The sequence below is a fragment of the Streptomyces sp. NPDC058773 genome, from assembly GCF_042746015.1.
GTDB lineage: Bacteria > Actinomycetota > Actinomycetes > Streptomycetales > Streptomycetaceae > Streptomyces.
In genome coordinates, this window is record NZ_JBHYPE010000007.1 from 1 (window position 1) to 26,684 (window position 26,684).

Below are 26,684 nucleotides of genomic sequence, written 5' to 3' on the forward strand. Positions count from 1 at the left end.
GCCGATGGTACTGCAGGGGGGACCCTGTGGGAGAGTAGGACGCCGCCGAACAATCATTGTGGGAAAGCCCCGCACCTTATGGTGCGGGGCTTTCCTGCTTTCCGGGTCGGTTCGCTCCTTCGATGTGGGGCGCGGACGAGGCGGTGAGGGCGATCGAGGATCTGTCATCTTGCTGGTCGACGCCCTTCAACTCACGGAGGCGTCACAGGAGTTCGGTGCGCAGCCCGCGCTCGGTGAAGGGCTCACGCGCCGCGAGGTGCGCGAACACTACCTCCGCCGTGCCGCTGCGCCCGTGCCCGGAGACGTCCAGCGGAACCCGTCCGAGGCCTTGCCCTCGGAGGTCAGCACGCGGTGGGCATTGGTCACCTCGTGGTGCCGGCCAGGTGGTTGCCCACAGCCCTCGGCGTCCGGGTCAGTAGCGAAAAGTCCCGTAGAAGTCCAAGAGAAACCGCCGCACCCCCTCCTGGCCCGTACTTACGCAGGTCAGAAAGGGTGCGGTGGCACCCGCCCCTCAGATGTCCCGGAAGATCTCGATCTGTGCGCCGATCGAGTTGAGCCGTTCCGCCAGGTCCTCGTAACCGCGGTTGATGACGTAGACGTTGCGGAGTACGGAGGTGCCCTCTGCGGCCATCATGGCCAGGAGGACGACGACGGCGGGGCGGAGGGCCGGGGGGCACATCATTTCCGCGGAGCGCCAGCGGGTGGTGCCGTCGACCAGGACGCGGTGCGGGTCGAGGAGTTTGACCTGTGCGCCGAGGCGGTTGAGGTCCGTGAGGTAGATGGCGCGGTTGTCGTAGACCCAGTCGTGGATGAGGGTCTGTCCCTGGGCGCTGGCCGCGATGGCCGCGAAGAAGGGTACGTTGTCGATGTTGAGGCCCGGGAAGGGCATCGGGTGGATCTTGTCGATCGGGGCCTGGAGCTTGGAGGGGCGGACCGTCAGATCGATGAGCCGGGTGCGGCCGTTGTCCGCCGCGTACTCCGTGCTGCGTTCGTGGTCGAGGCCCATCTCCTCCAGGACGGCCAGTTCGATCTCCAGGAACTCGACCGGGACCCGGCGGATCGTCAGCTCGGACTCGGTGACAACCGCCGCCGCCAGCAGGCTCATTGCCTCGACCGGGTCCTCCGACGGAGCGAAGTCCACATCACGTTCGATGTGCGCGGCGCCGTGCACGGTGAGCGTGGTGGTGCCGATGCCGTCGACCCGGACGCCCAGCTCCTCCAGGAAGAAGCAGAGGTCCTGGACCATGTAGTTGGAGGAGGCGTTCCGGATGACCGTGACGCCGTCGTGCCGGGCGGCGGCGAGCAGCGCGTTCTCGGTGACGGTGTCGCCGCGCTCGGTCAGCACGATCGCGCGCTTGGGGGCGACGCTGCGGTCCACCTCGGCGATGTAGGTGCCGTCGGTCGCGGTGATCTCCAGGCCGAAGTGGCGCAGCGCCGTCATGTGCGGGGTCACGGTCCGGGTGCCGAGGTCGCAACCGCCCGCGTACGGCAGCTTGAAGTGGTCCATCCGGTGCAGGAGCGGGCCGAGGAACATGATGACGCTGCGGGTGCGTCGGGCCGCCTCGGTGTCCATCGAGGCGAGGTCGAGTTCGGCGGGCGGGACGATCTCCAGGTCGTTGCCGTCGTTGATCCACCGGGTCCGTACGCCGATGCTGCCGAGCACTTCGAGGATGCGGTAGACCTCCTCGATCCGGGCCACCCGGCGCAGAGTTGTGCGGCCGGCGTTGAGCAGCGTCGCGCAGAGCAGCGCGACACAGGCGTTCTTGCTCGTCTTCACGTCGATGCTGCCGGACAGCCGGCGTCCGCCGACCACCCGCAGATGCATCGGCCCGGCGTAGCCGAGCGAGACGATTTCGCTGTCGAGGGCCTCGCCGATACGGGCGATCATCTCAAGACTGATGTTCTGATTCCCGCGTTCGATGCGGTTGACCGCACTCTGGCTGGTGCCCAGAGCCTCCGCAAGCTGCGTCTGTGTCCAGCCACGATGCTGCCGGGCGTCCCGGATGAGCTTGCCGATACGTACGAGGTAGTCGTCTGCCATGGGGTGACCGTATCTCAGATATGAGATGGGTACGCAATTGCGGCGCGCCGAATAGTTCTATTACTATGCGAACAATTGAGAGGTGGTCATGAAGAGTGTCATACGCTCCGCCGCGCCCTTGACCGTCACTGCGCGGACCTGGGTCGCCGTCATCCCGTTTCTGGTCGCGATCGCGGCGTTCGCAGGTGTCTACGTGGGGGTGGCCGACCGGCTGCCCGACCCGCTGGCCAGTCACTTCGGCGGTGGCGGGGGTGTCAACGACTACTCCTCCGTCCAGGGGTTTCTGGTCGGCTCCCTCGCCGTACTCCTCGTTCTCGGCTGCGTCTTCGGCCTGCTCGTCCAGCTGCGGGTGTCCGCCCCCGACGTGCCGTGGCTGATCGCCGGCTGCTACGCCACCGCCGCCGCGCTCGGTTACGCGCTCTGCATGACACTGCTCGCCAACGCCGGTGTCGCTGATGCCTCGGCGGTCCGGACGTCGCGGTGGCAGATGGCCGTGGACCTCGGTGTGGCGCTGCTCGCCGGTGCGCTCGGGCGGCTGCTCGCCGGGTCGGTGCCCGCGCGGCCCCGGCGGGCCCCCGGTGCCACACCCCGGCTGGACCTCCCCGACGGTACGACCGCGGGCTGGTCACGCACCATCAGCTCCACCCCCCTGGTTGCGCTGGGTGTGCTGCTGCTCGCCGCCGGGCTCGTCGTGGGCCTGCTCGCCGACTGGTTCTCCGCCGCCGGACTACTGCTCGGCGGCGCCGCGGTGCTGCCGCTGGCCTCGGTACGGGTCACCGTGGACCGCCGCGGACTGGCCCTGGCTCCGACGCTGCTGCCCGGCCGCCTCCGTCTGCGGCGCATCCCGCTGGACCGCATCGCCGAGGCCGGCAGCCGACGGATCGCCTGCTTCGCCGAGTTCGGCGGCTGGGGCTACCGCATCCGGTCCGGCGCCAGCGGCCTCGTGCTGCGCTCGGGCGACGGCATCGTGGTACGGCTGACCGACGGCAGGGAATTCGCGGTGACGGTCGACGATGCCGCGACGGCTGCCGCACTGCTCAACACGTATACGGACCGCGCGCGGGCGCAGCAAGGAGACTGAGGTGCTCTTCCAGGTCGACCCCGGGTCGTCCGTTCCACTCGGTGACCAGATCGCGGCCTCGGTCCGCGGCGCCATCGCCGACGGCACGGTGCCCACCGGGGAGCGGCTGCCGGCCGCCCGCGAACTCGCCGCGTCCCTCGGCGTGAACGTCCACACCGTGCTGCGCGGCTACCAGCGCCTCAAGGACGAGGGCCTGATCGAACTCCGCCGCGGCCGCGGCGCGGTGGTCATCGGCAACGCCGCCCCCGCCCGCGCCCGCCTCGGCGAAACCGCCGAGCGACTGATCGCCGAGGCTCGCCATCTGGGGCTCTCCGACGAGGAGATCGTGACGGTGGTGCGGCTGGGGCTCGCGGGGCGGTAGGGCGGAGGAGGACGGTAGGGAGCGGCCGGTGGGGCGTGTCGCAGTGTGGGGGCTCGCCGGCATTGCCCCTCCTCACTGCCCCTCCCCGTCCGTTGACGACGGACCCGGTGTGCGGACGCCGCGTACCTGAGGGGAGAGCAGGGCGGCGGCCGAGGCGACGACGATCAGGGCGGCGCAGCCGGCGAGCGCGTGACCGATGCCGATCCGTGCCGCGACCGGACCGGCGATCAGCAGCCCGAGCGGCGCGAAGGCCAGTGACCCGAACCAGTCGTACGAGCTGACGCGGGACAGCGCCGCCTCCGGGACCTCCCGCTGGAGGGTGGTCGCCCACAGCACCCCGAAGATGTCGGCGGCGATGCCCGAGCCGAACATGGTGAGCGCGATCCACGGCACCGGCGCCCGCACGGCGAGCAGCGCGATCGGGAGCGCCAGCGGGAAGGTGGCCAGTACGGCGATCAACACCGGCCGGCGCACCCGGATGCGGGCGGCCAGCCCGGCGCCCGTAATGGTGCCCAGCGCCTGTGCGGCGACGATCAGCGACCAGGACCGTGCCCCGCCCAACTCGTGTTCGGCCACCAGCGGCCCGAGCACACCGGCATTGGCATTGAGGGCGGCGACGACGACCGAGTACTGCGCGACGACCACCCACAGCCACTGCCGCCCGGCGAACTCCCGCCAGCCATCCCGCAGATCGGCCCACCCCGACGACCCCGTACGGGCCCGCGCGGGCAGCCGGAGGCCCCGGATCAGCAGCGCGCTCACCACGAACGACGCGGCATTGAGCGCCAGCGCCCAGCCCGCGCCGACGACGGCGACCGCCACACCGGACAGCGCGAGCCCGAGCAGCATCGAGCTGTTCATGCCGACCCGCAGCAGCCCGTTCGCCCGTTGCAGCCGCTCGGCGGGTACGAGCAGCGGAATGACACCGTCCATCGCGGGCGCGAACAGTGCGGTGGCCGTGCCCGCCAGCGCCGCCAGTGCGCAGAGCGCCAACAGAGGGGCATGCCCGGTCAGCACCATCGCGGCGAGAGCGGCGTACGCGGCGGCGCCGACGAGATCGCTGACGATCATCAGCCGGGAGCGCGACATCCGGTCCGCGATTACCCCGCCGGCGAGGACGAACAGCAGCTGCGGCACCGCCTGACATGCCAGTACCAGTGACAGCTGCCCTGGGCCCGCCCCCGGCAGCGCCAGAACCGCGAAGGACAGCGCCACCCGGGCGAAGCCGTTCCCGAGGACCGAGATGGTGCGGGCGGAGGACAGCAGGACGAACCGCCGGTCGCGCCAGAGGGGCGGGAAGGGAGGCGGTCGGTCGGCCGGCGCCGGGTCGGCAGCACGGGGGCCGCCGGCGGTGGGCGAGGACGGACAGGGGCGCACAGGTTCCGGAGTGGCCGTCACGGCGTCAGCCTAGGAGCCGCAGCCAGCGCCGCGTGCGGAATTCCCGAAGGCGCGGCTCATTGTCCAACAGGCCGTCCATAGAAGGCATGTGACCGAGCACGCCATTGGGGAGGGCAGGGAGAGGAGAGGGAGGAGAGAGGGGGGAGAGGAGGAGGGAGAAGGAGGGGGAGGAGAGCGGCGTACGCCGACAAGCGTGACCGGCCGGGCGCCCCCCCCACGTCCGACCGGTCACAGCGACGCACCGGACCCGCGAGGGGACCCGGTGCGTGCATGCTGCGCCCCGCCGGGACCGTCGCCGGGCACCAACGGCCCCGGCGACGGTCCCGGCCGGACGGTCCCGGCCAGGCACTCCCGCCGGGACCTCCCGTAAGGACCTCCCGCCGGACCCCCGGCTACGCGAACTGCCCCGGCCGATAGTCGCCCGCAGGCTGCTGGATCATGACGTTCGCCCGGTTGAAGGCGTTGATCAGGGCGATCCCGCAGACCAGGGCGGCCAGCTGCTCCTCGTCGTAGTGCTTGGCGGCGTTCGCCCAGGCCTCGTCCGTGACCCCGCCGGCCGCATCCGCGATACGGGTGCCCTGCTCCGCCAGCTCCAGTGCGGCCCGCTCGGCCTCGGTGAAGACCGTGGCCTCCCGCCATGCCGCGACCAGGTTGAGACGTACCGAGGTCTCACCGGCAGCGGCGGCGTCCTTGCTGTGCATATCGGTGCAGAAGCCGCATCCGTTGATCTGGCTGGCGCGGAGCTTCACCAGCTCCTGTGTCGTGGCCGGCAGCGTCGAGTCCTCGAGGGCCTTGCCTGCCGCGATGATGTGCTTGAAGACCTTGCCAACGGTCGGGCTGCTGAAGACGTCCAAACGAGCGCTCATGATGATCTCCTTATGCCGGTCGGTGCTTGCACACGTACGACGGCTGAGCCCGGCGGGATGTGACATGGGGGCCTGACCGTTACTTTCCCGGGCGGCGGCGGGGAGCACGACGGCGACGCGCAGATCCGCCGCCGAGAGGTCATGGAGAGTTCATCCCGGGCCCGGGATGGCCCCGGTCGCTCCGTTTGCGCCGCGTGCGGCTGCGCGAAATCTGCTCCCTGGGAGTCGGGGCCCGCTGACGCTCCTCCGCCCCGTGGCTACGTCAAACCGCATCTCAGAACACGATCGAGCGCTGCCCGGCCTGCAGGCCCCCATGCCGGCTTGCCACCAGGAAGGCCCCGATCTCCGTTCCGGCCCATCAGCATGAGGAACAGGCTTTTCAGAGCAGCCAACCCGCGGGCGCGCCGGATCGTCGCCTCGTCCGCATGCGCGTACGCGTCGAAGAACCGGGAGGCGGCGCCCGCGGGAAGGACCACCCAGGCGGCCGCGAGGTCCCACGCCGGGTCGCCGGCGAACATGTCACCGAAGTCGATCACGCCCGAGAGCGTCCCGTCCGAGACGACGACATTTGCGGGATGAAGGTCACCGTGCACCCATACCTGCGGGCCCTCCCACTCCGGGGCCGCGACGGCGTCATCCCAGACGGCCCGGACCTCGTCGGCAATGCTGCCGGGGGCAACGGCTTGAAAGAAGTGGTCGAAACCGTCCGTGTACTTCTCGGGGTGAGCGCCGCGGTCCGGACTGGTCGGCGCCTCGGCGGGCGCCTCCCTATGCAGCGCCCTGAGGAAGCCCGCCAGCGTGTCGGCCGCGTGGTCGCCGCGGCTGATCGAGGTGTGGTCCAGTGGCTCGCCAGGAACCCACGTCATGATGGTCCAGGGCCTGGGGAAGCGCGCGGACGGTTCACCGGTCCGCACAGGCTCCGGAATCGGGAGCGGCAGGCGCGGGGCCAGGAAGGGCAGCCATCGGCACTCCTTGCGCTGGAGATCCGGGGCGCGTTCCGTGCGCGGCATGCGCACGGCCAGCTCGTCCCCAAGGCGCCACTGCTGGTTGTCCCATCCGCCCGCCACTTCGCGGAGGGCTAGCTCCGCAAGGTCCGGGTGCTGCTCCTGCAGCAGGTCGTGGACCAGGCCCGCGGTGATGTCGATCTCGGAGTCGGTCATGCGAAGCCACGGTACCGGGCAGGCGGAGCGGCTCTCGCTCTCGTCGAAGGAGTCCGGATCGACGTCGCCGGGAACGGGATTCCCGCACGGCCTCCTCAGGCAGCCACGCAGCCCTCGCTGAGAAAGCCCAGCGGTCACCGGTCTTCGCTGAGAACGCTCAGCCTCCGCTGCGAGAGATCACCCCGGGCAGGGCATGACCAGGACGCGTCGATGTATTAGAGTTATCTCGACATCGAGATATCTGCCGAGAGGCGTACCGCGGCCGCGCCAGTAAGGCGTACCTAACTTAGGCTCACCTTAGCGGATGGGGCAAGGACGGTGACGGCAGCATTGCGGTGGTACGCGCGAATTCATGCATGAAGGAGACTGTCGTGTCGGCGAACAGCTTCGACGCCCGCAGCACGCTGCAGGTGGGCGACGAGTCGTACGAGATCTTCCGGCTGGACAAGGTCGAAGGCGCCGCGCGTCTTCCCTACAGCCTGAAGGTGCTGCTGGAGAATCTGCTCCGCACCGAGGACGGCGCGAACATCACCGCCGACCACATCCGGGCGCTCGGCGGCTGGGACTCCCAGGCCCAGCCCAGCCAGGAGATCCAGTTCACGCCGGCCCGCGTGATCATGCAGGACTTCACCGGTGTGCCGTGTGTCGTGGACCTCGCGACCATGCGTGAGGCCGTGAAGGAGCTGGGCGGCGACCCGGCGAAGATCAACCCGCTGGCGCCGGCCGAGCTGGTCATCGACCACTCCGTCATCGCCGACAAGTTCGGCACGAAGGACGCCTTCGGCCAGAACGTCGAGCTGGAGTACGGCCGCAACAAGGAGCGCTACCAGTTCCTGCGCTGGGGCCAGACCGCCTTCGACGAGTTCAAGGTCGTCCCGCCGGGCACCGGCATCGTCCACCAGGTCAACATCGAGCACCTGGCGCGCACGGTCATGGTCCGCAACGGCCAGGCCTACCCCGACACCCTCGTCGGCACCGACTCGCACACCACCATGGTCAACGGCCTCGGTGTGCTGGGCTGGGGCGTCGGCGGCATCGAGGCCGAGGCCGCGATGCTGGGCCAGCCGGTCTCCATGCTCATCCCGCGCGTCGTCGGCTTCAAGCTGACCGGTGAGCTGAAGCCGGGCACCACCGCGACCGACCTGGTGCTCACCATCACCGAGATGCTGCGCAAGCACGGTGTCGTCGGCAAGTTCGTCGAGTTCTACGGCGAGGGCGTGGCCGCCACCTCGCTCGCCAACCGCGCCACCATCGGCAACATGTCGCCGGAGTTCGGCTCCACCGCCGCGATCTTCCCGATCGACGACGAGACCCTGAACTACCTGCGCCTCACCGGCCGCAGTGACCAGCAGGTCGCGCTGGTCGAGGCGTACGCCAAGGAGCAGGGCCTCTGGCTCGACCCGGCCGCCGAGCCCGACTTCTCCGAGAAGCTGGAGCTGGACCTGTCGACGGTCGTCCCGTCGATCGCCGGCCCGAAGCGTCCGCAGGACCGCATCGTCCTGGCCGAGGCCGCCACGCAGTTCGAGCGCGATGTCCTCAACTACGTCTCCGACGCGGACGAGGCGGGCGAGGAGTCCTTCCCGGCCTCCGACGCCCCGGCCGCCACCAACGGTGTACCCAGCCGCCCGACCACGGTCACCGCCCCCGACGGCTCGACCTACGAGATCGACCACGGTGCGGTGACGGTCGCGGCCATCACCTCCTGCACCAACACCTCGAACCCGTACGTCATGGTCGCCGCCGCGCTGGTCGCGAAGAAGGCCGTGGAGAAGGGCCTGACCCGCAAGCCGTGGGTCAAGACCACCCTCGCCCCGGGCTCGAAGGTCGTCACCGACTACTTCGACAAGGCCGGGCTGACCCCGTACCTCGACAAGGTCGGCTTCAACCTCGTCGGCTACGGCTGCACCACCTGCATCGGCAACTCCGGCCCGCTGCCGGAGGAGGTCTCCAAGGCCGTCAACGACCACGACCTGGCCGTGACCTCGGTGCTCTCCGGTAACCGCAACTTCGAGGGCCGGATCAACCCCGACGTCAAGATGAACTACCTGGCATCCCCGCCGCTGGTCGTCGCGTACGCCCTCGCCGGTTCGATGAAGGTGGACATCACCAAGGACGCGCTCGGCACCGACACCGAGGGCAACCCGGTCTACCTCAAGGACATCTGGCCGTCCGAGGCCGAGGTCAACGACGTCGTGGCCAACGCCATCGGCGAGGACATGTTCAACAAGTCCTACCAGGACGTCTTCGCGGGCGACGCCCAGTGGCAGGCGCTGTCGATCCCCACCGGCAACACCTTCGAGTGGGACCCGCAGTCCACCTACGTGCGCAAGCCCCCGTACTTCGAGGGCATGGCGATGGAGCCGTCGCCGGTCCAGGACATCGCCGGTGCGCGCGTGCTGGCCAAGCTGGGTGACTCCGTCACCACCGACCACATCTCCCCGGCCGGTGCGATCAAGGCCGACACCCCGGCCGGTCAGTACCTCACCGAGCACGGCGTCGAGCGTCGTGACTTCAACTCCTACGGCTCGCGCCGTGGTAACCACGAGGTCATGATCCGCGGCACCTTCGCCAACATCCGCCTGCGCAACCAGATCGCGCCGGGCACCGAGGGCGGCTACACCCGCGACTTCACCCAGGCTGCGACTGCTGACGCGGCTCCGGTCTCCTTCATCTACGACGCGTCGCAGAACTACCAGGCCGCCGGCACCCCGCTGGTCATCCTGGCCGGCAAGGAGTACGGCTCCGGTTCGTCCCGCGACTGGGCGGCCAAGGGCACCGCGCTGCTCGGCGTCAAGGCCGTCGTCGCCGAGTCCTACGAGCGCATCCACCGCTCGAACCTCATCGGCATGGGCGTTCTGCCGCTGCAGTTCCCCGAGGGCCAGACCGCCGAGTCCCTGGGCCTGACCGGCGAGGAGACCTTCTCCGTCACCGGTGTGACCGAGCTGAACGACGGCACCACGCCGCGCACGGTCAAGGTGAGCACGGACAGCGGCGTCGAGTTCGACGCGGTCGTCCGCATCGACACCCCCGGCGAGGCGGACTACTACCGCAACGGCGGCATCATGCAGTACGTGCTGCGCTCGCTGATCCGCAAGTAAGTCCTCCGCGGCAGCAGGACGGGCCGCACTCCCTCGACCGAGGGGGTGCGGCCCGTCCGCGTATCCGATTCGGGTGGGCGGCGGCTGCCTGACGACTACGGCGACCCGAGCAGCTCGATCTCGGCGAGGGTGCCCGTGCCGTCGGGCACCAGCCGGTAGTGCCGGTAGCTGCCCGGCCGGCTGATACCGAAGACGCGGGTCTGGTGATCCCAGGTGAAGGACTCGCCGCCGCGGTGGTCCAGCCGCGTCCACCGCTTCCCGTCCTCGGAGCCCTCCAGCGTCCAGCCGCCCGGCGCCGCGGTCCGGTCCGCCGAGGTGAGGGTGTACGAGCTGACCCGTGTGGGGCGGGTGAGGTCCACGGGAGTGCCGGTGAGTGCGGCCGTCGTGGTGGAGGTGTTGTCGAAGAGCGGTCCGTCGGCCGGGTCGGTGACGTCAGCCGGGGGTGTGGGGACCTTGTCGTCGCGGGTGATCGAGGTCGGGGCGTCGTCCGGCCCGGTGCCCCACGCGGACGGCCGGTCGCCCATGGTGAAGTCCAGCGTGCCGCCGCGGGCGAGGAGCCGGTGCGGCAGTGCGGTGGAGTTCCACGGTGTGCCGTTCACCCGGAGGCCCTGGACATAGACGTTGCGCGCGGTGTTGCGGGGGGCGTTGACGACGAGATCGCGTCCGTTCTCCAGATGGACGGTGGCCTTGGTGAAGAGGGGGGAGCCCACCGCGTATTCGCCCTGGCCCATCACCAGCGGATAGCAGCCGAGCGCGCTGAAGACGTACCAGGCGGACATCTCGCCGTTGTCCTCGTCGCCCGGATATCCCTGGCCGATCTCACTGCCGAGGTAGAGCCGGGACAGCGCCTCCCGGACCTTTGCCTGGGCCTTCCAGGGCTGCCCCGCCGCGTCATAGACATAGGCGATGTGATGCGAGGGCTGATTGCTGTGCCCGTACATGCCCATGCGGGTGTCGCGGGCCTCGGTCATTTCATGGATCACCTGGCCGTAGGAGCCGGCGAATTCCTTGGACGCGGTCTCCGGTGTGGCGAAGTACGTATCCAGTTTCTTGGCCAGGGACGCGCGGCCGCCGTAGAGGTTGGCCAGGCCCCGGGTGTCCTGGGGCGCGGTGAAGGCGTACGTCCAGGCGTTGGTCTCGGTGTAGTCGTGGCCCCAGACACGGGGGTCGAAGATGCCGGGCGGCAGCCGCCAGGTGCCCCCGGCGTCCTTGCCCTGGAAGAAGCCGACCTTGTCGTCGAAGAGCTTGACGTAGTTCTGGGCGCGGCCCAGGAAATAGGCGGATTCCTCCTTGTAGCGGGGCTTTTTGGTTTTCTCGTACAGCGCCTTGCCCATACGGGCGATACCGAAGTCGTTGAGATATCCCTCCAGCGCCCAGGACATGCCCTCGCGGGTGTCGGTGCTCGTATAGCCGAGGAAGGGGGAAGTGGTCATGCCCTTGCGGCCGACTCCGGGGTGCGGTGGGGCAACGGTCGCGTTCTTCACGGCCGCGGCATAGGCCGCCTGCGCGTCGAATTCCACGCCCTTGGCGTAGGCGTCGGCGAACGCCACATCGGAACTCGTCCCGGTCATCAGGTCCGCATAACCGGGCGAGGACCAGCGGGAGATCCAGCCGCCGTCCTTGTACTGCTGGACGAAGCCGTCGACCATTTTCCCCGCGCGCTTCGGGGTGAGCAGCGAATAGGCGGGCCAGGTGGTCCGGTAGGTGTCCCAGAAGCCGTTGTTGACATACACCTCACCGTCGACGATCTTCGATCCGGTGTGCGTCGGGGTGTCCTGGCCGGTCTGCGGCGAGAACGGGCTGGCGTAGCGGCGGCGCGAACCGATCTGCTCGAAGCCTGAGTTGGGGTAGAGATAGAGGCGGTAGAGGCTGGAGTAGAGGGTGGTGAGCTGATCGCGGCTCGCGCCTTCGACCTCGATACGGCCCAGCAGGTCGTCCCACTGCGACTGGGCCCGGTCCCTGATGCCGGCGAAGGTCGCGCCGTCGGGGATCTCCCGGGTCAGATTCGCCTTCGCCTGGTCCACGCCGACCAGCGAGGTCGCGATCCGCATGGTCACCGTGCGGTCCGCACCGGGCCGGAAGCGGAGGTAGCCGGTGACGTCCTTGCCTCCCCCGCCCTCCAGCCTGCCGCCGCCGGTGACCGGCGCGTCGAAGACCCCGTAGACGAACAGCCGGGTGGCGCCGACGGACAGTCCGCTCTTGACGTCCGAATAGCCGGTGACGGTCCCCCGCCCGGTGTCCAGGCTCAGCCCGCCCTTGTTGTTGACGTTGTCGAAGATCAGGCTCGCCCGGTCGCCGGGGAAGGTGAAGCGCATCAGCGCGGCGTGATCGGTGGGGGTGATCTCCGTCTTGAGGCCGTTGTCGAAGGTCACGCCGTAGTAGTGCGGCTTCGCGGTCTCGTTGGCGTGGTGGAACGGCAGCGCCCGGCCGGTGCGTGAGGCGTCCGGGGTACCGGCCGCGACGGACGGCATGACCTGGAAGGTCTGCCGGTCACCCATCCACGGGCTGGGCTCGTGGCTGGCGCTGAACGCCTGGAGGGTGGGGAGGTTGTCGGCGTTGTTCTTCCGCGCGTACTCGTAGAGCCAGTCGGCGGAGCCCGCGTTGGTGACCGGGGTCCAGAAGTTGAAACCGTTGGGGACGGCGGTGGCGGGGAAGGTGTTGCCGCGCGAGAAACTGCCGCTGGAGAGCGTGCCGCGGGTGGTGACGGCGTAGTCGGAGAGATGGGCGAGCGGCTTGTCCGGGGGCTTCGGCGCGAGGGTGAGGTCATCGACCCAGCCGCGGAAGGCCGGTGCGGTCCGGGGTGCCGACGGTGCGTCATAGCCGACCAGAATCCGGTCGACGGTCTTGCCCGCGGCGATCGCGCCGATCCGCGCCTCCCGGTGGTTCCACTGGTTGACGTAGAGCGTCCTGGCGGCGGCCTGGCCCCGGGGCGTCAGCGGCGCGCCGTGCTGGTCGACGGCGGACAGCTCGCTGAGGTACGTGCCGTCGGTGAAGGCCAGATCGACGGCGGCATGGGTCGCCGGGTAGTCCGGATCGCTCTTCGCCATCTCGGGGAAGATCTTGTACGAGAGCGAAGTGGCCGCGGTGACCGGGACATTGACGTCGAAGATCTTGTTGTACGAGTAGCCGTGGCCGGTGGCGGTGTGGGTGCCGGCGTAGCGCAGCGCGTGCCCGCCGGTGAAGCCGGCGTGCGCCTTGGCCGTGGGGGAGTCGCCGGGGCCGGTGCCGGTCCCGGTGGTCATGCCGGGTGCCGCCGGGCCGGTCTCCGGGGTGACGCCGGAGGTCCGGGGTTTTCCGTCGGGGCCGGTGTCGACGGTGTCGGTCCAGTCCGGCCGCGGTTGGCCGGACTCGAACGAGGAGCTGAACTCCGTTTTTGCCCCGGGCGGTTGGGGTGGCGCGGCCTGGGCCGGGCCGGGCGCGGTGATGATGAGCAGAGCGGCCGCCGCGAGGGCGACGGGGCGGGCGATCCCCCGCGATGGACGGTGCCGGTGTCTGAGCCGCACGCAAGCCCTCTCAACGAGATTGACATCGTTGTCAGTTACATGGCGCCGAGATGAACAGAGATAAGTAAGGTGCGTGGGGACTTTGGTGTCAAGGGTGACGCCGAGATCGGTGTGCCGGTCGTGTCGCCCGGACGGCCCGCCCGGGAGCGGCCGGACGAATCCCCGCATACCGGGGAGGTCTCAACTAGGGAAAGACTGCCGCCCGCGCTGCACCCGATCTTCCCCTGCGGCCGGAAGTGGACTATACCTGTCGGCGTCCGACCGGCCGTACGGCCGAGGCCGCGGATCCAGGGGAAGGCGGGGCGCAGGACTGCCCCGCACTTCTCTGGCTCGCCCGGTGCACATCCCGTACAACTCAGCTTCATCTGACCCGCGGTGCCGGGGCGGCTCCGGTACACCGCCTGAGTCCTGAAGAAGGCGAGGACTTGAGCATGGGATCCACCTCTGCATTCAACCGACGCGATCTGGTCAAGCGGGCCGCGGCCCTGGGGATCGTCGCCGTACCGGCCATGGGAATGCTGTCGGCGTGCGCGAGCGGGGGCAGCGACGACAGCGACAACAAGGTGGAAAAGGGAAAGAAGTCGGACCGGAATCCGCTCGCGGTCAATGAGTCGGCCGGTCTCGATGTCGTCATCTTCGACGGCGGATTCGGCGACAAGTACGCCAAGGACGCGCAGGGCGAATACCTGAAGGCCTTCCCGAAGGCCGACGGCAAGGTGAAGCTCTCGTCGACGCAGAAGATCCAGTCGACGCTCCAGCCGCGTTTCAACGGCGGAAACCCTCCGGACCTGGTCGACAACTCCGGTGCGGAACAGATGGACTTCGGCACCCTGGTCGCCAAGGACCAGCTGACCGACCTCACCGCGCTGCTCGACGCCCCCTCCGTCGACGACCCGAAGAAGAAGGTGCGGGACACCCTGCGCCCCGGCGTCGTCGAAATGGGCCAGTTCGGCGGCGAGGAAACCTGGATTCTCTACTACGCGTACACGGTCTACGGTGTCTGGTACTCCCGGAGCAATCTGCAGAAGCTGGACGCGGAATACCCGGAGACCTGGGACGACATGCTGGCCCTCTGCGCGAAGGCCAAGAAGAAGGGCGTCGCGGGCTGGACGTACCCGGGCAAGTACCCGTACTACCTTCCCTTCAGCCTCTACCCGTTCATCGCCAAGATCGGTGGTGCGGAGGTCCTGCGGAAGATTGACAATCTGGAGCCGAACGCCTGGAAGGACCCGGCGGTCAAGGCGGCCTTCGACGCCTACTACGAGCTCTACAAGAAGGGCTATGTCCTCAAGGGCTCGCCCGGCCTCGACCACCTCCAGTCGCAGAAGGCATGGGCCGAGGGCAAGGCGCTGTTCATCCCGAACGGTTCCTGGGTGGAGAACGAGTCGGCCAAGCAGATCGCGAAGAACCCGCACTTCGATCTCGCGGTCGGCGCGCCGTCCAGCCTGTCGTCCTCCGACAAGATGCCCTACGGCACCATCTGGGCCTCGGGCGGCGAGCCGTACATCGTGCCGCGGAAGGCCCGCAACGCCGAGGGCGGTATGGAATTGCTGCGCATCATGCTCAGCAAGAAGTCCTCGCAGAATTTCATCCGGCAGGTCTCCTCCCTCACCTCGCTCAACGGCGGCACCGAGGGGCTGAAGCTCCCGCCGGGCCTGGCCTCGGCGCAGGCCGCGCTCCAGAAGGCCGGGGAGAACATCGTCAATCCGCGGTTGCAGGACTGGTATGTGGCGCTCCAGAAGGAGCGGATCGGGGTCGGCGCGCTGGGCGAAATGATGGCCGGCCGGCTGACTCCCGACGAGGCCATCAAGAAGATCCAGAAGTATGCGGACGACACCCGCGACGACTCCAGCGTGAAGAAGTACAAGCGCTGACCGAGGAGTTCGATGCCGCACCGGCGGCGGCACCCGCAGGCAGAGAACGGGATCGGTAGTCATGAAACACGGTAAGTACCGTTTCATCGCGGGGTTCCTGGTCCTCCCGCTGGCGATTTACGCGATCTTCGTGATCTCGCCTTTCGTGCAGGCCATCTACTACTCCTTCACGGACTGGACCGGGCTGAGTCCGGACCTGAAGATGGTCGGCTTCGACAACTATGCGCGCCTGTTCCGGGACGGGGTCTTCTGGTCCGCCGTGGCCAACAGCGTCACCCTGTTGCTGCTCCTGCCGGTGGTGACGCTGTCGCTGGGGCTCTTCTTCGCCTTCATGCTCAACGTCGGTGGCCGTCGCCGGAGGAAGGCGGTCATCGGCGGGGTGCGCGGCTCGGGCACCTACAAAATCCTCTATTTCTTCCCGCAGGTGCTGTCGGTCCCGATCGTCGCGCTGCTCTTCCAGTTCGCCTACAACCCGGAGAGCGGCGCGCTCAACGCCTTCCTCGACGCGATCGGGCTCGACCAGGTGCAGCCGGACTGGCTGGGCGATCCGCAGCTCGCGCTGTGGTGTGTGATGGCCGCGATGGTGTGGGCGAATGTCGGCTTCTATGTCGTGCTGTTCTCCGCCGGAATGAGCTCCATTCCGAAGGATTTCTACGAGGCCGCGCTGCTGGACGGCGCGAACCGCTTCAACACGTTCTTCCGGATCACCCTGCCGCTGCTGTGGGACACCGTCCAGACCGGCTGGATCTATATGGGCATCCTCGCCCTGGACGTATCGGCATTCGCCTTCGTGCAGATCATGAGCGTCGGTCCGGGCGGTCCCGACTATTCCACCGAGGTCCTTCCGCTGTACGTGTACCAGAAGACCTTCCGTGACGGTCAGGCCGGATATGCGACCGCCATCGGCGTTTCCCTGCTGATCGTGACCCTCGTCTTCTCGGCCGTCGTCATGCGGCTGGGGCGGCGCGAGCGACTGGAGTTCTGATGAGTGCGCAGACAGATCCCGCGGACCTCCCGGGGGTGACGAAGGAGGACGCCCCGCCTCCGGGCGCCTCGCGACTGCCGGGCCCCCGGGGCGGAACGCGGCGGACGGAGGGCGCCGGCCCCGGCCGCGGAAGCGGTGAGGGCAGGGTCCTCCATGTCTTCTCGCACGGTGTGCTGGTGATCTGGGGCCTGCTGGTCACCCTGCCGCTGCTCTGGGCGGTGGTCAGCTCCTTCAAGGACGACACCGAGATCTTCGGCTCGCCCTGGGGGCTGCCGTCGGTCCTGCACTTCGACAACTGGTCACGCGCCTGGGACAAGGCGCACATGGGCCAGTACTTCCTCAACTCGCTGATCGTGGTGGGTGGTTCGCTGATCGGCACGATGCTGCTGGGCGCGATGGCGGCGTATGTCCTGGCCCGCTTCGACTTCCCGGGCAACCGCTTCGTGTACTTCCTGTTCGTGGGCGGCATGGGATTCCCGGTCATCCTGGCGCTGGTCCCGCTGTTCTTCGTCATGAAGAACATGGCGCTGCTGGACACCTACCACGGGCTGATCCTGGTCTATATCGCCTATTCGCTGCCGTTCACGGTCTTCTTCCTCAGCGGATTCTTCAGAACGCTGCCGACGTCGGTGGCCGAGGCGGCGCTCATCGACGGCGCCTCGCACACCCGCACCTTCTTCCAGGTGATGCTGCCGATGGCCAAGCCCGGCCTGATCAGCGTCGGAATCTTCAACTTCCTCGGGCAGTGGAACCAGTACCTGCTGCCGACGGTGCTCAATGTCGGTGACCCGGACCGCAAGATGCTGACGCAGGGGCTGGTGGCCCTGGCGGTGAGTCAGGGCTACAAGGGGGACTGGTCCGGGCTGTTCGCCGGGCTGACGATCGCGATGCTGCCGGTGCTCGGCGCGTACATCGTGTTCCAGCGGCAGGTGGTGGCCGGTCTGACCGCCGGCGCGCTGAAGTAGGGGAGCGGGCCGGGAGGCGATCCACGGTGGTGGGCGTTCCGGGAATCCGGTGCGGCCCGGCCGCTCCCCCTGGCCGCCCGCCCTCTCCGTCCGCCCGCCGAAAGATTCGCGCCACCTTCGTGTGCCGCCGTGTACACCTCGGGGCGGCTCCACGGCGACTCCCCAGCGGCCCCGAGGCGGCTCCCCGGCGGAAGAGCCGCCTCCGCCGCCGCCCGGAACAGCCGCTTCCCGATCATGCCGGACTCAACGCCTTGACGAGACTTCCCGGCTGGCGTTCTGCTTAGGGTTCACATGTTGAATCGATGGCCGCCCCCCGACGATGTGGGTGCGGTCGGCGGGCGGTCGTGGAGCCTCCTCAGCTGCCGCTGGGAGGCGCCCGCGGCCCCAGACGGGAGTGGATGAGTCGATGGAGACTCCTGGCTCGCAGTCCTCGCTGCACCGGGCCAATCTGGAGCGGGTCGTACGCGCGGTGCGTATGGCGGGCTCACTCACGCAGGCGGAGATCGCCCGGAGCACGGGGCTGTCCGCGGCCACCGTTTCCAACATCGTTCGCGAGTTGAAGGACGGCGGAACCGTTGAGGTGACGCCGACCTCGGCGGGCGGTCGCCGGGCGCGCAGCGTCTCGCTCTCGGGTGACGCGGGCATCGTCGTGGGGGTCGATTTCGGGCATTCCCATCTGCGGGTGGCGGTCGGCAACCTCGCCCACCAGGTACTCGCCGAGGAGGCCGAGCCGATCGATGTGGACGCCTCCGCCGCAGAGGGCTTCGACCGGGCGGAACAGCTGGTCAACCGGCTGATCGCGGCCACCGGGATCGACGCCGGCAAGGTCGTCGGCGTCGGCCTGGGCGTGCCGGGGCCCATCGACGTGGAATCCGGGACGCTCGGCTCCACGGCGATCCTGCCGGGCTGGACGGGCACGAACCCCGGCCAGGAGCTGTCCGGGCGCCTCGGGGTGCCCGTGCACGTCGACAACGACGCCAACCTCGGCGCGCTGGGCGAGCTGGTCTGGGGCGGTGGCCGCGGGGCCGCCGACCTGGCGTACATCAAGGTCGCCAGCGGTGTCGGCGCCGGGCTGGTGATCAGCGGGCAGATCTACCGCGGACCGGGCGGCACGGCGGGCGAGATCGGGCACATCACGCTGGACGAGGCCGGTCCGGTGTGCCGCTGCGGCAACCGCGGCTGCCTGGAGACCTTCACCGCGGCCCGGTACGTCCTCCCGCTGCTGCAGCCCAGCCACGGGCCCGATCTGACCATGGCCCGGGTGGTCCAGCTGGCCCGTGAGGGCGACCCGGGCTGCCGCCGGGTCATTGCGGATGTGGGGCGCTATATCGGCAGTGGCGTGGCGAATCTGTGCAATCTGCTCAATCCCAGCCGGGTGGTGCTCGGCGGGGATCTCGCCGAGGCCGGTGAGCTGGTTCTCGCGCCGATCCGTGAGTCGGTGTCGCGGTACGCGATCCCCAGCGCGGCACGGCAGTTGGGCATCGTCCCCGGCACCCTCGGGGGCCGGGCGGAGGTGCTCGGCGCGCTGGCGCTGGTGCTGAGCGAGATGGGCGATTCGACGCTGCTCGACGGCGGTCAGCCGGCGGACGCTCCCGCCCTGGCCTGAATGCAATGAGTTCACGCAGCTAACGCATGGCACCGTTGTCATCTCGTTAAGGATTTACTCCTTGACGGTCGACGGGCGGCCGAGTTGACTTCCAGCCACCTCGGCCGCACGACGCGGCCTCGTCAGGGAGGCAACCCCATGAACGTTTGGACGCGTCGCGTCGTCATAGGCACCGCCGCCGTCTCGATGGCCCTCTCCGTGGCCGCCTGCGGCAAGGCCGGTGACGGCGACAAGGCGGGCGGCGGCGACAACAAGACGATCGGTCTGTTGCTGCCGGAGAACAAGACCACCCGCTACGAGACCTTCGACCGCCCGCTCATCGAGTCGAAGATCCGGGCGCTCTGCAGCGACTGCAAGGTGCGGTACAACAACGCCTCGCAGGACACCGAGAACCAGAAGAAGCAGTTCGACGCGCTGATCACCCAGGGCGTGAAGGTGATCGTGCTGGACGCGGTCGACTACAAGGCGACCAAGTCCTGGGTGAACCAGGCCGCCAAGAAGGGCGTCAAGGTCGTCGCGTACGACCGGCTGGCCGAGGGCAACATCTCCGCCTACGTGTCCTACGACAACGAGAAGATCGGCCGCCTCCAGGGCGAGGCGCTGGTCAAGGCGCTCGGCGACAAGGCCAAGGACAGCAATGTCGTCATGATCAACGGTTCGCCGACCGACCCGAACATGCCGTTCTTCAAGAAGGGCGCCCACAGCGTCCTCGACAAGCAGGTCAAGAAGATCGCGTACGAGCAGGACATCCCGGACTGGTCGCCGGACGAGGCCAACAAGAAGATGGGCGCCGCCCTCGACTCGCTCGGCAAGGACGGCTTCCAGGGCGTCTACTCCGGCAACGACGGCATGGCCGGCGGCATCATCACCGCCCTCAAGCAGAAGGGCGTCAAGGTCCCGGTCGGCGGCCAGGATGCCGAGCTGGCGGGTCTGCAGCGCATCCTCAAGGGCGAGCAGGCGTTCACGATCTACAAGCAGATCAAGCCGCAGGCCGACTCCACGGCCGAGATCGCCGTCAAGCTGCTCAAGGGCGGGAAGATCGACTCCCTGACGGACACCAAGGTCGACAGTCTCAGCGGCGAGGTCAAGGACATCCCGGCCAAGCTGTACGACGCGCAGATCGTGACCAAGGACAACATCGCGTCCACGATCCTCAAGGACAAGGTCTACAAGGCGAGCCAGATCTGCACCGGCGACGCCAAGAAGGCCTGCGAGGCGGCCGGCATCAAGTAAGGCCCCGGGCCCTCCGGCGCCGGCTCCCCGGCTCCCCGGTTCCAGGGCCCATCGCCCCTGGCCCCCCGGCCCCAGGTCCCCGGCCGGGCGGGGCCGCGCGGCACCGTCCCGCGGCCCCGCCCCACATCCCCACCGGTCCCCACCCGCCCCGTGCCACCCCGCCCCGGGCGCCGGACCGTCCCTCGCGAGCCCCCCGCTCCACGCACCACCATTCCCGCCGTTGTGACGGCGGCGAAGGAGATGATTCACGTGTCCGCTCCGCCCGTGCTGGCGTTGCGCGGAATCTCCAAGCGGTTCGGCGCCGTCCAGGCACTCACGGACGTCACCCTGGAGATCCACCCCGGTGAGGTGGTCGCCCTGGTCGGCGACAACGGTGCCGGCAAGTCCACCCTGGTCAAGACCATCTCGGGCGTCCACCCGGTCGACGACGGCGCCATCGAATGGCAGGGCGAGACGGTCCGCATCAACAAGCCGCACGACGCCCAGGAACTCGGCGTCGCCACCGTCTACCAGGACCTCGCGCTCTGCGACAACCTCGATGTCGTCGCCAACCTCTTCCTCGGCAACGAGACCCGCACCGTCGGCGTCCTCGACGAGATCGCCATGGAGAAGCGGGCCAAGGAGCTGCTGGACACCCTGTCCATCCGCATCCCCAGCGTCCGTATCCCCGTCGCGGCGCTCTCCGGTGGTCAGCGGCAGGTCGTGGCCATCGCCCGTGCGCTGATCGGCGAGCCCAAGGTCGTCATCCTCGACGAGCCCACCGCCGCGCTCGGCGTCGAGCAGACCGCGCAGGTCCTCGACCTCGTCGAGCGGCTGCGGGAGCGCGGCCTGGGCGTCATCCTCATCAGCCACAACATGGCCGATGTGCAGGCCGTCGCGGACCGGGTCGCGGTGCTGCGGCTGGGCCGCAACAACGGTGTCTTCGACGTCGAGGGCACCTCCCACGAAGAGATCATCGCCGCCATCACCGGCGCCTCGGACAACGCCGTCACCCGCCGCAAGGCGCGTACGGACCAGGTGAAGAAGGAGGCCGGCGCATGAGCGACCTCACCAAGGAGCCCGCGGCGGGCGAGGACGCGGAGACCACGGACGCCCCGGCCACGGACGCCCCCGCAGCGGAAGCCGTCCAGGCGGCCGCCGTCGACCCCCGGCTGCTCGTCCGTGAGCAGGGCTTCGCCGGTTATCTCAACGACTTCAAGCGCCGGGTGCGCGGCGGTGAGCTGGGCTCGCTGCCGGTCGTCATCGGCCTGGTCGTCATCGCGGTCATCTTCCAGCTCAAGAACAGCAGCTTCCTGTCCGCCGACAGCCTCGCCAACATCGGCGTCTACACCTCCGGCCTCGGCATCATGGCCGTCGGCATCGTCTTCGTGCTGCTGCTCGGCGAGATCGATCTGTCCGTCGGCTCGGTGGCGGGTGTCGGCGCGGCAGTGTGGGCCGTGCTCAGCGTCACCCATGGCGTCAACGACTGGCTCGCGGTGCTGATCGCCATCGCGGCCGGTGCGGCCATCGGCGCCCTGCACGGGTTCTTTTTCGCCAAGATCGGGGTGCCGGCGTTCGTCGTCACGCTGGCCGGTTTCCTCGGGTGGAGCGGCCTGCAGATCTGGATGATGGGCAAGGAAGGCTCCATCAACACGCCGAGCGGCAGCGTCGTGGAGAACCTCACCGGCTACTACTTCGAGGACAAGGGCGCCGCCTACGGCCTCGCGCTGGTCGCGGTCCTCGCCTACGCCGGCTCGCTGCTGCTGGACAGCAAGCGCCGCCGGGCCGCCGCCCTGCCGTCCCGCCCGCTCAGCGAGGTGCTGCTGCGCACCGGCGTGGTCGCGGTGCTCTCCTTCGTCGTCGCCTACGTCCTGAACGAGCCGCCGGGCGCCCGCGGTCTGCCGCTGGCCCTGGTGCTGTTCCTCGCGGTCCTGGTCATCGCCGACTTCGTGGTGCGCCGTACCACCTACGGCCGGCAGATCTTCGCGGTCGGCGGCAACGCCGAGGCGGCCCGCCGCGCCGGTATCAATGTGAACAAGATCCGGATCAGCGTCTTCGCCGTCTCCGGCATGCTCGCGGCCTTCGGCGGACTGTTCATCGCCAGCCTCTCCGGCGGCGCCACCAAGAACCTGGGCGCCGGCAACACCCTGATGAATGTCATCGCGGCGGCGGTCATCGGCGGTACCAGCCTCTTCGGTGGCCGTGGCAAGATCTGGTCCGCGCTGCTGGGCATGCTGGTCATCCAGTCGATCCAGCAGGGCCTGAACCTGCTCGGCATGGCGAGCGAGATCCAGTACATGATCACCGGCGCGGTGCTGCTCGCCGCCGTGGTCATCGACTCGGTCTCCCGCCGGACACAGAAGACGGCCGGACGCACCTGATCGCGGCAGCCGTCCGACGGCGCCGGCCCCCACCGGGCATCATCCGGTGGGGGCCGGTCCGCGTGCGGCGCCGTACGCCGTGCGGCGTGCCGGAGCCCGTGTCACCCGAGTGACATACATCGCAAGGCCCGGGCGTCGCCGCGGCGGACGCAACATTAGACTCGTTTGATCGGCAAGCTCGATCCACGGCAGCAAGCAGCAAGGAGGCAGGGGTGCAGGAGGTGCCGCGCAAAGCGCGTCCGGCCGGGGCGGTGGCGGGCGACGGGAGGGCGTTGCTGTCCCGTATCAGGGGACCGCGCGATCTGGACCGACTGGACCCGGAGCAGCTCGACCAGCTGGCGGGGGAGATCCGTACCTTCCTTGTCGATGAGGTGTCCAAGACCGGCGGCCACCTCGGCCCGAACCTCGGCGTGGTCGAGCTGACCATCGCCCTGCACCGTGTCTTCGACTCCCCGAAGGACAAGGTCCTCTTCGACACCGGGCACCAGTCCTACGTCCACAAGCTGCTCACGGGCCGTCAGGACTTCACCAAGCTCAAGGCGAAGGGCGGCCTGTCCGGCTACCCGTCCCGTGCCGAGTCCGAGCACGACGTCATCGAGAACAGCCATGCCTCCACGGTGCTCGGCTGGGCCGAGGGCATCGCGAAGGCCAACGAGGTACGCGGCTGCGACGACCGGGTCGCCGCGGTCATCGGTGACGGCGCGCTGACCGGCGGCATGGCCTGGGAGGCGCTCAACAACATCGCCGCCGCCAAGGACCGCCCGCTCGTCATCGTCGTCAACGACAACGAGCGCTCCTACGCCCCGACCATCGGCGGCCTCGCCAACCACCTGGCGACCCTGCGCACCACCGACGGCTACGAGCGCTTCCTCGCCCGTGGCAAGGACCTGCTGGAGCGCACGCCCGTCGTCGGCAAGCCGCTCTACGAGACCCTGCACGGCGCCAAGAAGGGCCTGAAGGACTTCATCGCGCCGCAGGGCATGTTCGAGGACCTGGGCCTCAAGTACGTCGGCCCGATCGACGGTCATGACATCGAGGCGCTGGAGTCCGCGCTGACGCGCGCCAAGCGCTTCGGCGGCCCGGTCATCGTCCACTGCCTCACCGAGAAGGGCCGCGGCTACCAGCCCGCCCTCCAGGACGAGGCGGACCGCTTCCACGCCGTCGGCAAGATCCACCCCGACACCGGCCTGCCCCTCTCCTCGGGCGGCAAGGACTGGACGTCCGTCTTCGGCGACGAGATGGTCGAGCTGGGCAAGGAGCGCAAGGACATCGTCGCCATCACGGCGGCCATGCTCCAGCCCGTCGGACTGGACAAGTTCGCCAAGGCCTTCCCCGACCGCGTCTACGACGTCGGCATCGCCGAGCAGCACGCCGCGGTCTCCGCCGCGGGCATGGCCACCGGCGGTCTGCACCCGGTCTTCGCCGTCTACGCCACCTTCCTCAACCGCGCCTTCGACCAGGTGCTGATGGACGTGGCGCTGCACAAGTGCGGGGTCACCTTCGTACTGGACCGGGCCGGCATCACCGGCACCGACGGCGCCTCGCACAACGGCATGTGGGACATGTCGATCCTGCAGGTCGTCCCCGGTCTGCGGATCGCCGCGCCGCGCGACGCCGACCAGGTCCGCGCCCAGCTGCGGGAGGCCGTCGAGATCGACGACGCGCCCACCGTGGTGCGCTACTCCAAGGGCGCGGTCGGCCCCGCCGTCGAGGCGCTGGGACGGGTCGGCGGCATGGACGTGCTGCGCGAGCCCGCCGAGGGCGTCACCCGGCCCGACGTCCTCCTGGTTTCGGTCGGCGCGCTCGCCCCGATGTGCCTGGAGATCGCCGATCTCCTGGACAAGCAGGGCATCTCGACCACCGTCGTCGACCCGCGCTGGGTCAAGCCGGTCGACGCGGCGCTGCCGGGCCTGGCCGCCAAGCACCGGGTCGTGGTCACCGTCGAGGACAACATCCGTTCCGGCGGCGTCGGTTCGGCCGTCGCGCAGGCGCTGCGCGACGCCGGGGTGGACCTGCCGCTGCGCGACTTCGGTATCCCTGAGCAGTTCCTCGACCACGCCTCCCGCAAGGAGGTCATGGCGGAGATCGGGCTCACCGCGCCGGACATCGCCCGCCAGGTGACCGGTCTGGTCTCCAAGATCGACGGGCTCTCCCAGTCCCCGCTCCGTTCGGCCGGGGACGACACCGCGGACGCCCCGGAGGCCGCCCGCGAGGGCGCGGCCGAGCCGGCCGAGGCCACCCGCGACTGATCCCGCGGACGGCACGATGGGCCGGGCCGGTCATCCCTACGGATGTGCCGCCCGGCCCATCGGCATACGTACGGCCGCATCCCATCGGGTGATTCCCCGCCGCCCGGAGGCCCCGCCGAAGCTGACTGTTTCCACACATTGCGGAGACTCGGTCAGTTCAGGAGAGTTGCGAGGGTCGTCCAGGCGGAGGTTCGCCCATGAGCACACAGCACGGCACACCACATGATTCACGCCGCAATCGCGGTCTGTTCCGGACGAAGTCCGTGGAGCAGTCGATCCTCGATACCGAGGAGCCGGAGCACGCGCTCAAGAAATCCCTGTCGGCGCTCGATCTGACCGTCTTCGGTGTCGGTGTCGTCATCGGCACCGGCATTTTCGTTCTGACCGGAAAAATCGCCAAGGAACAGGCCGGCCCCGCCGTCGCCCTGTCCTTCGTCGTCGCGGGCGTGGTCTGCGCGCTGGCGGCGCTGTGTTACGCGGAGTTCGCCTCCACCGTGCCGGTCGCCGGCTCGGCCTACACCTTCGCCTACGCCTCGCTGGGCGAACTCCCCGCCTGGATCATCGGCTGGGACCTGATCCTGGAACTCGCCCTGGGCTGTGCGGTGGTCGCGGTCGGCTGGTCCGGCTATGTGCGATCCCTGCTGGACAGCGCCGGGCTGCATCTGCCCGTCGGGCTGTCCGGCACCCATGAGGGGCAGTTCGGCTTCGATCTGCTCGCCTTCCTCCTCGTACTGGCGATCACCGGCATCCTCGTGCTCGGGATGAAGCTGTCCTCGCGGGTGACGACGCTGGTCGTCGGGATCAAGGTCACCGTCGTGCTGCTGGTCATCGTCGCCGGTGCCTTCTTCATCAGCGGCGCCAACTACACACCGTTCATCCCGCCCAGCGAGCCCGTCGAAGCCGGCGGCGGACTGGCCGCGCCGCTGGCCCAGCTGATGTTCGGCTTCACCCCCGCCAACTTCGGGCTGATGGGCATCTTCGCCGCCGCGGCCGTGGTCTTCTTCGCCTTCATCGGCTTCGACATCGTCGCCACCGCCGCCGAGGAGACCCGCCACCCGCAGCGTGACGTGCCGCGCGGCATCCTCGGCTCCCTGGCCATCTGCACGCTGCTCTACGTGGCCGTGTCGGTCGTCGTGACCGGCATGGAGAAATACAGCAAGCTCTCCACCGACGCCCCGCTCGCCGACGCCTTCAAGGACCTCGGTCAGCCCTTCTTCGCGGGCGTGATCAGTTTCGGCGCCGCCATCGGTCTGACCTCGGTCTGTCTGATCCTGCTGCTCGGCCAGAGCCGGGTGTTCTTCGCGATGAGCCGGGACGGGCTGCTGCCGCGCGGCTTCTCCCGCTCCCACCCGCGGTACGGCACCCCCTATCGGTCCACCCTCGTGCTGGGTGCCGTCGTCGCTGTCGTCGCCGGCTTCACCTCGATCGACGAACTCGCCGAACTGGTCAACATCGGCACCCTGTTCGCGTTCGTCGTGGTCGCCGTCGGCGTCATCCTGCTCCGCCGCTCCCGGCCCGATCTGCCGCGGTCCTTCCGCACTCCGCTGGTACCGCTGGTGCCGGTGCTCTCCATCGCGGCCTCGGTGTGGCTGATGCTCAATCTGCCCGCCGAGACCTGGGTCCGGTTCGCCATCTGGATGGTGGCCGGTTTCGTCATCTACTTCCTCTACGGCCGCTCACACAGCCGCCTCGGCCTCCGCAACGGCAAGCCCGGCGGCTGACGGCCGACCAACGGCCCCGAGTCTCCGCTGTCTTCTGCCCGGCCCCGTACCCCGCGACAGCGCGGTGTACGGGGCCTCGGCGTGCGTCCGTGCGTCCGTGCCGGCGGCTTGGCGTGCGGGGCCCTGCCGTGGGCCGGGCGACTCGCCGTACCCGGGGGCTTCGCCGTGGGCCACAGGCCTCGC

The 26,684-nt window shown here is 69.2% G+C and carries 17 protein-coding genes; 12 read left to right on the forward strand and 5 right to left on the reverse strand.

Translation table 11 applies throughout. The features are described from left to right. Window positions 1–511: 511 nt before the first annotated feature. Window positions 512–2,041, reverse strand: coding sequence for a helix-turn-helix domain-containing protein (locus tag ACFW5B_RS08455; protein ID WP_386435203.1), 1,530 nt, complete (start codon window positions 2,039–2,041; stop codon window positions 512–514). An 88-nt stretch (window positions 2,042–2,129) separates the two neighbouring features. Here ACFW5B_RS08455 and ACFW5B_RS08460 point away from each other — a divergent pair, with 88 nt between their 5' ends. After that, window positions 2,130–3,122 carry a DUF1648 domain-containing protein gene (locus ACFW5B_RS08460; protein WP_386435206.1) on the forward strand — a complete coding sequence of 331 codons (993 nt, stop codon included), beginning with the start codon at window positions 2,130–2,132 and terminating at the stop codon, window positions 3,120–3,122. 1 nt (window position 3,123) lies between these two features. After that, window positions 3,124–3,483: a GntR family transcriptional regulator gene (locus tag ACFW5B_RS08465; RefSeq protein ID WP_386435209.1), complete on the forward strand. Its 360-nt coding sequence runs from the start codon at window positions 3,124–3,126 to the stop codon at window positions 3,481–3,483. Window positions 3,484–3,555: 72 nt separating this feature from the next. Here ACFW5B_RS08465 and ACFW5B_RS08470 read toward each other — a convergent pair whose 3' ends face one another. From ACFW5B_RS08470 to ACFW5B_RS08480, 3 genes are all read right to left on the reverse strand, one after another. Further along, complete coding sequence (locus tag ACFW5B_RS08470; protein WP_386435212.1) at window positions 3,556–4,881, reverse strand: MFS transporter; 1,326 nt, start codon at window positions 4,879–4,881, stop codon at window positions 3,556–3,558. Window positions 4,882–5,273: 392 nt separating this feature from the next. After that, window positions 5,274–5,747: a carboxymuconolactone decarboxylase family protein gene (locus ACFW5B_RS08475; protein ID WP_386435216.1), complete on the reverse strand. Its 474-nt coding sequence runs from the start codon at window positions 5,745–5,747 to the stop codon at window positions 5,274–5,276. A 257-nt stretch (window positions 5,748–6,004) separates the two neighbouring features. Continuing rightward, a complete protein-coding gene (locus ACFW5B_RS08480; RefSeq protein WP_386435219.1) occupies window positions 6,005–6,907 on the reverse strand; it encodes an aminoglycoside phosphotransferase family protein in 903 nt (300 codons plus the stop codon). A gap of 371 nt (window positions 6,908–7,278) precedes the next feature. Here ACFW5B_RS08480 and acnA point away from each other — a divergent pair, with 371 nt between their 5' ends. After that, window positions 7,279–10,005: an aconitate hydratase AcnA gene (gene acnA, locus ACFW5B_RS08485; protein WP_386435222.1), complete on the forward strand. Its 2,727-nt coding sequence runs from the start codon at window positions 7,279–7,281 to the stop codon at window positions 10,003–10,005. 95 nt (window positions 10,006–10,100) lie between these two features. On the opposite strand, the gene ACFW5B_RS08490 is transcribed toward acnA, so the two are convergent. Next, window positions 10,101–13,508 carry a GH92 family glycosyl hydrolase gene (locus ACFW5B_RS08490; protein WP_386435225.1) on the reverse strand — a complete coding sequence of 1,136 codons (3,408 nt, stop codon included), beginning with the start codon at window positions 13,506–13,508 and terminating at the stop codon, window positions 10,101–10,103. A gap of 431 nt (window positions 13,509–13,939) precedes the next feature. Here ACFW5B_RS08490 and ngcE point away from each other — a divergent pair, with 431 nt between their 5' ends. The 9 genes from ngcE (at window position 13,940) to ACFW5B_RS08535 (ending at window position 26,501) form a co-directional block, all read left to right on the forward strand. Further along, a complete protein-coding gene (gene ngcE / locus ACFW5B_RS08495; protein WP_386435228.1) occupies window positions 13,940–15,382 on the forward strand; it encodes an N-acetylglucosamine/diacetylchitobiose ABC transporter substrate-binding protein in 1,443 nt (480 codons plus the stop codon). Between the two features lie 61 nt (window positions 15,383–15,443). Next, window positions 15,444–16,367 (forward strand): carbohydrate ABC transporter permease, encoded by a 924-nt coding sequence (locus ACFW5B_RS08500; protein ID WP_386435231.1) that lies wholly within the window; start codon window positions 15,444–15,446, stop codon window positions 16,365–16,367. Further along, window positions 16,367–17,332, forward strand: a complete 966-nt coding sequence (locus ACFW5B_RS08505) for a carbohydrate ABC transporter permease (RefSeq protein WP_386435234.1) — start codon at window positions 16,367–16,369, stop codon at window positions 17,330–17,332. The genes ACFW5B_RS08500 and ACFW5B_RS08505 overlap by 1 nt, the downstream gene beginning before the upstream one ends. 406 nt (window positions 17,333–17,738) lie before the next feature. Further along, window positions 17,739–18,938, forward strand: a complete 1,200-nt coding sequence (locus ACFW5B_RS08510; RefSeq protein WP_386435238.1) for an ROK family protein — start codon at window positions 17,739–17,741, stop codon at window positions 18,936–18,938. Window positions 18,939–19,076: 138 nt separating this feature from the next. After that, a complete protein-coding gene (locus ACFW5B_RS08515; protein ID WP_386435241.1) occupies window positions 19,077–20,171 on the forward strand; it encodes a substrate-binding domain-containing protein in 1,095 nt (364 codons plus the stop codon). A gap of 240 nt (window positions 20,172–20,411) precedes the next feature. Next, window positions 20,412–21,212 (forward strand): ATP-binding cassette domain-containing protein, encoded by an 801-nt coding sequence (locus ACFW5B_RS08520; RefSeq protein ID WP_386435244.1) that lies wholly within the window; start codon window positions 20,412–20,414, stop codon window positions 21,210–21,212. Next, window positions 21,209–22,531 (forward strand): sugar ABC transporter permease, encoded by a 1,323-nt coding sequence (locus ACFW5B_RS08525; RefSeq protein ID WP_386435247.1) that lies wholly within the window; start codon window positions 21,209–21,211, stop codon window positions 22,529–22,531. Before ACFW5B_RS08520 ends, ACFW5B_RS08525 begins: the two co-directional genes overlap by 4 nt. Before the next feature lie 212 nt (window positions 22,532–22,743). Next, window positions 22,744–24,780 (forward strand): 1-deoxy-D-xylulose-5-phosphate synthase, encoded by a 2,037-nt coding sequence (gene dxs / locus ACFW5B_RS08530; protein WP_386435250.1) that lies wholly within the window; start codon window positions 22,744–22,746, stop codon window positions 24,778–24,780. A gap of 197 nt (window positions 24,781–24,977) precedes the next feature. Further along, the gene (locus ACFW5B_RS08535) at window positions 24,978–26,501 is read left to right on the forward strand and encodes an amino acid permease (RefSeq protein ID WP_386435253.1); all 1,524 of its coding nucleotides are present in this window, start codon (window positions 24,978–24,980) and stop codon (window positions 26,499–26,501) included. Window positions 26,502–26,684: the final 183 nt, after the last annotated feature.

Coding starts and splice junctions, on each gene's coding strand:
- ACFW5B_RS08520 (WP_386435244.1), top strand. CDS start 20,412: ATGATTCACGTGTCCGCTCCGCCCGTGCTGGCGTTGCGCGGAATCTCC.
- ACFW5B_RS08475 (WP_386435216.1), bottom strand. CDS start 5,747: ATGAGCGCTCGTTTGGACGTCTTCAGCAGCCCGACCGTTGGCAAGGTC.
- ACFW5B_RS08460 (WP_386435206.1), top strand. CDS start 2,130: ATGAAGAGTGTCATACGCTCCGCCGCGCCCTTGACCGTCACTGCGCGG.
- ACFW5B_RS08535 (WP_386435253.1), top strand. CDS start 24,978: ATGAGCACACAGCACGGCACACCACATGATTCACGCCGCAATCGCGGT.
- ACFW5B_RS08525 (WP_386435247.1), top strand. CDS start 21,209: ATGAGCGACCTCACCAAGGAGCCCGCGGCGGGCGAGGACGCGGAGACC.
- ACFW5B_RS08480 (WP_386435219.1), bottom strand. CDS start 6,907: ATGACCGACTCCGAGATCGACATCACCGCGGGCCTGGTCCACGACCTG.
- ACFW5B_RS08510 (WP_386435238.1), top strand. CDS start 17,739: ATGGAGACTCCTGGCTCGCAGTCCTCGCTGCACCGGGCCAATCTGGAG.
- ACFW5B_RS08505 (WP_386435234.1), top strand. CDS start 16,367: ATGAGTGCGCAGACAGATCCCGCGGACCTCCCGGGGGTGACGAAGGAG.
- ACFW5B_RS08515 (WP_386435241.1), top strand. CDS start 19,077: ATGAACGTTTGGACGCGTCGCGTCGTCATAGGCACCGCCGCCGTCTCG.
- ACFW5B_RS08455 (WP_386435203.1), bottom strand. CDS start 2,041: ATGGCAGACGACTACCTCGTACGTATCGGCAAGCTCATCCGGGACGCC.
- ACFW5B_RS08500 (WP_386435231.1), top strand. CDS start 15,444: ATGAAACACGGTAAGTACCGTTTCATCGCGGGGTTCCTGGTCCTCCCG.
- ngcE (WP_386435228.1), top strand. CDS start 13,940: ATGGGATCCACCTCTGCATTCAACCGACGCGATCTGGTCAAGCGGGCC.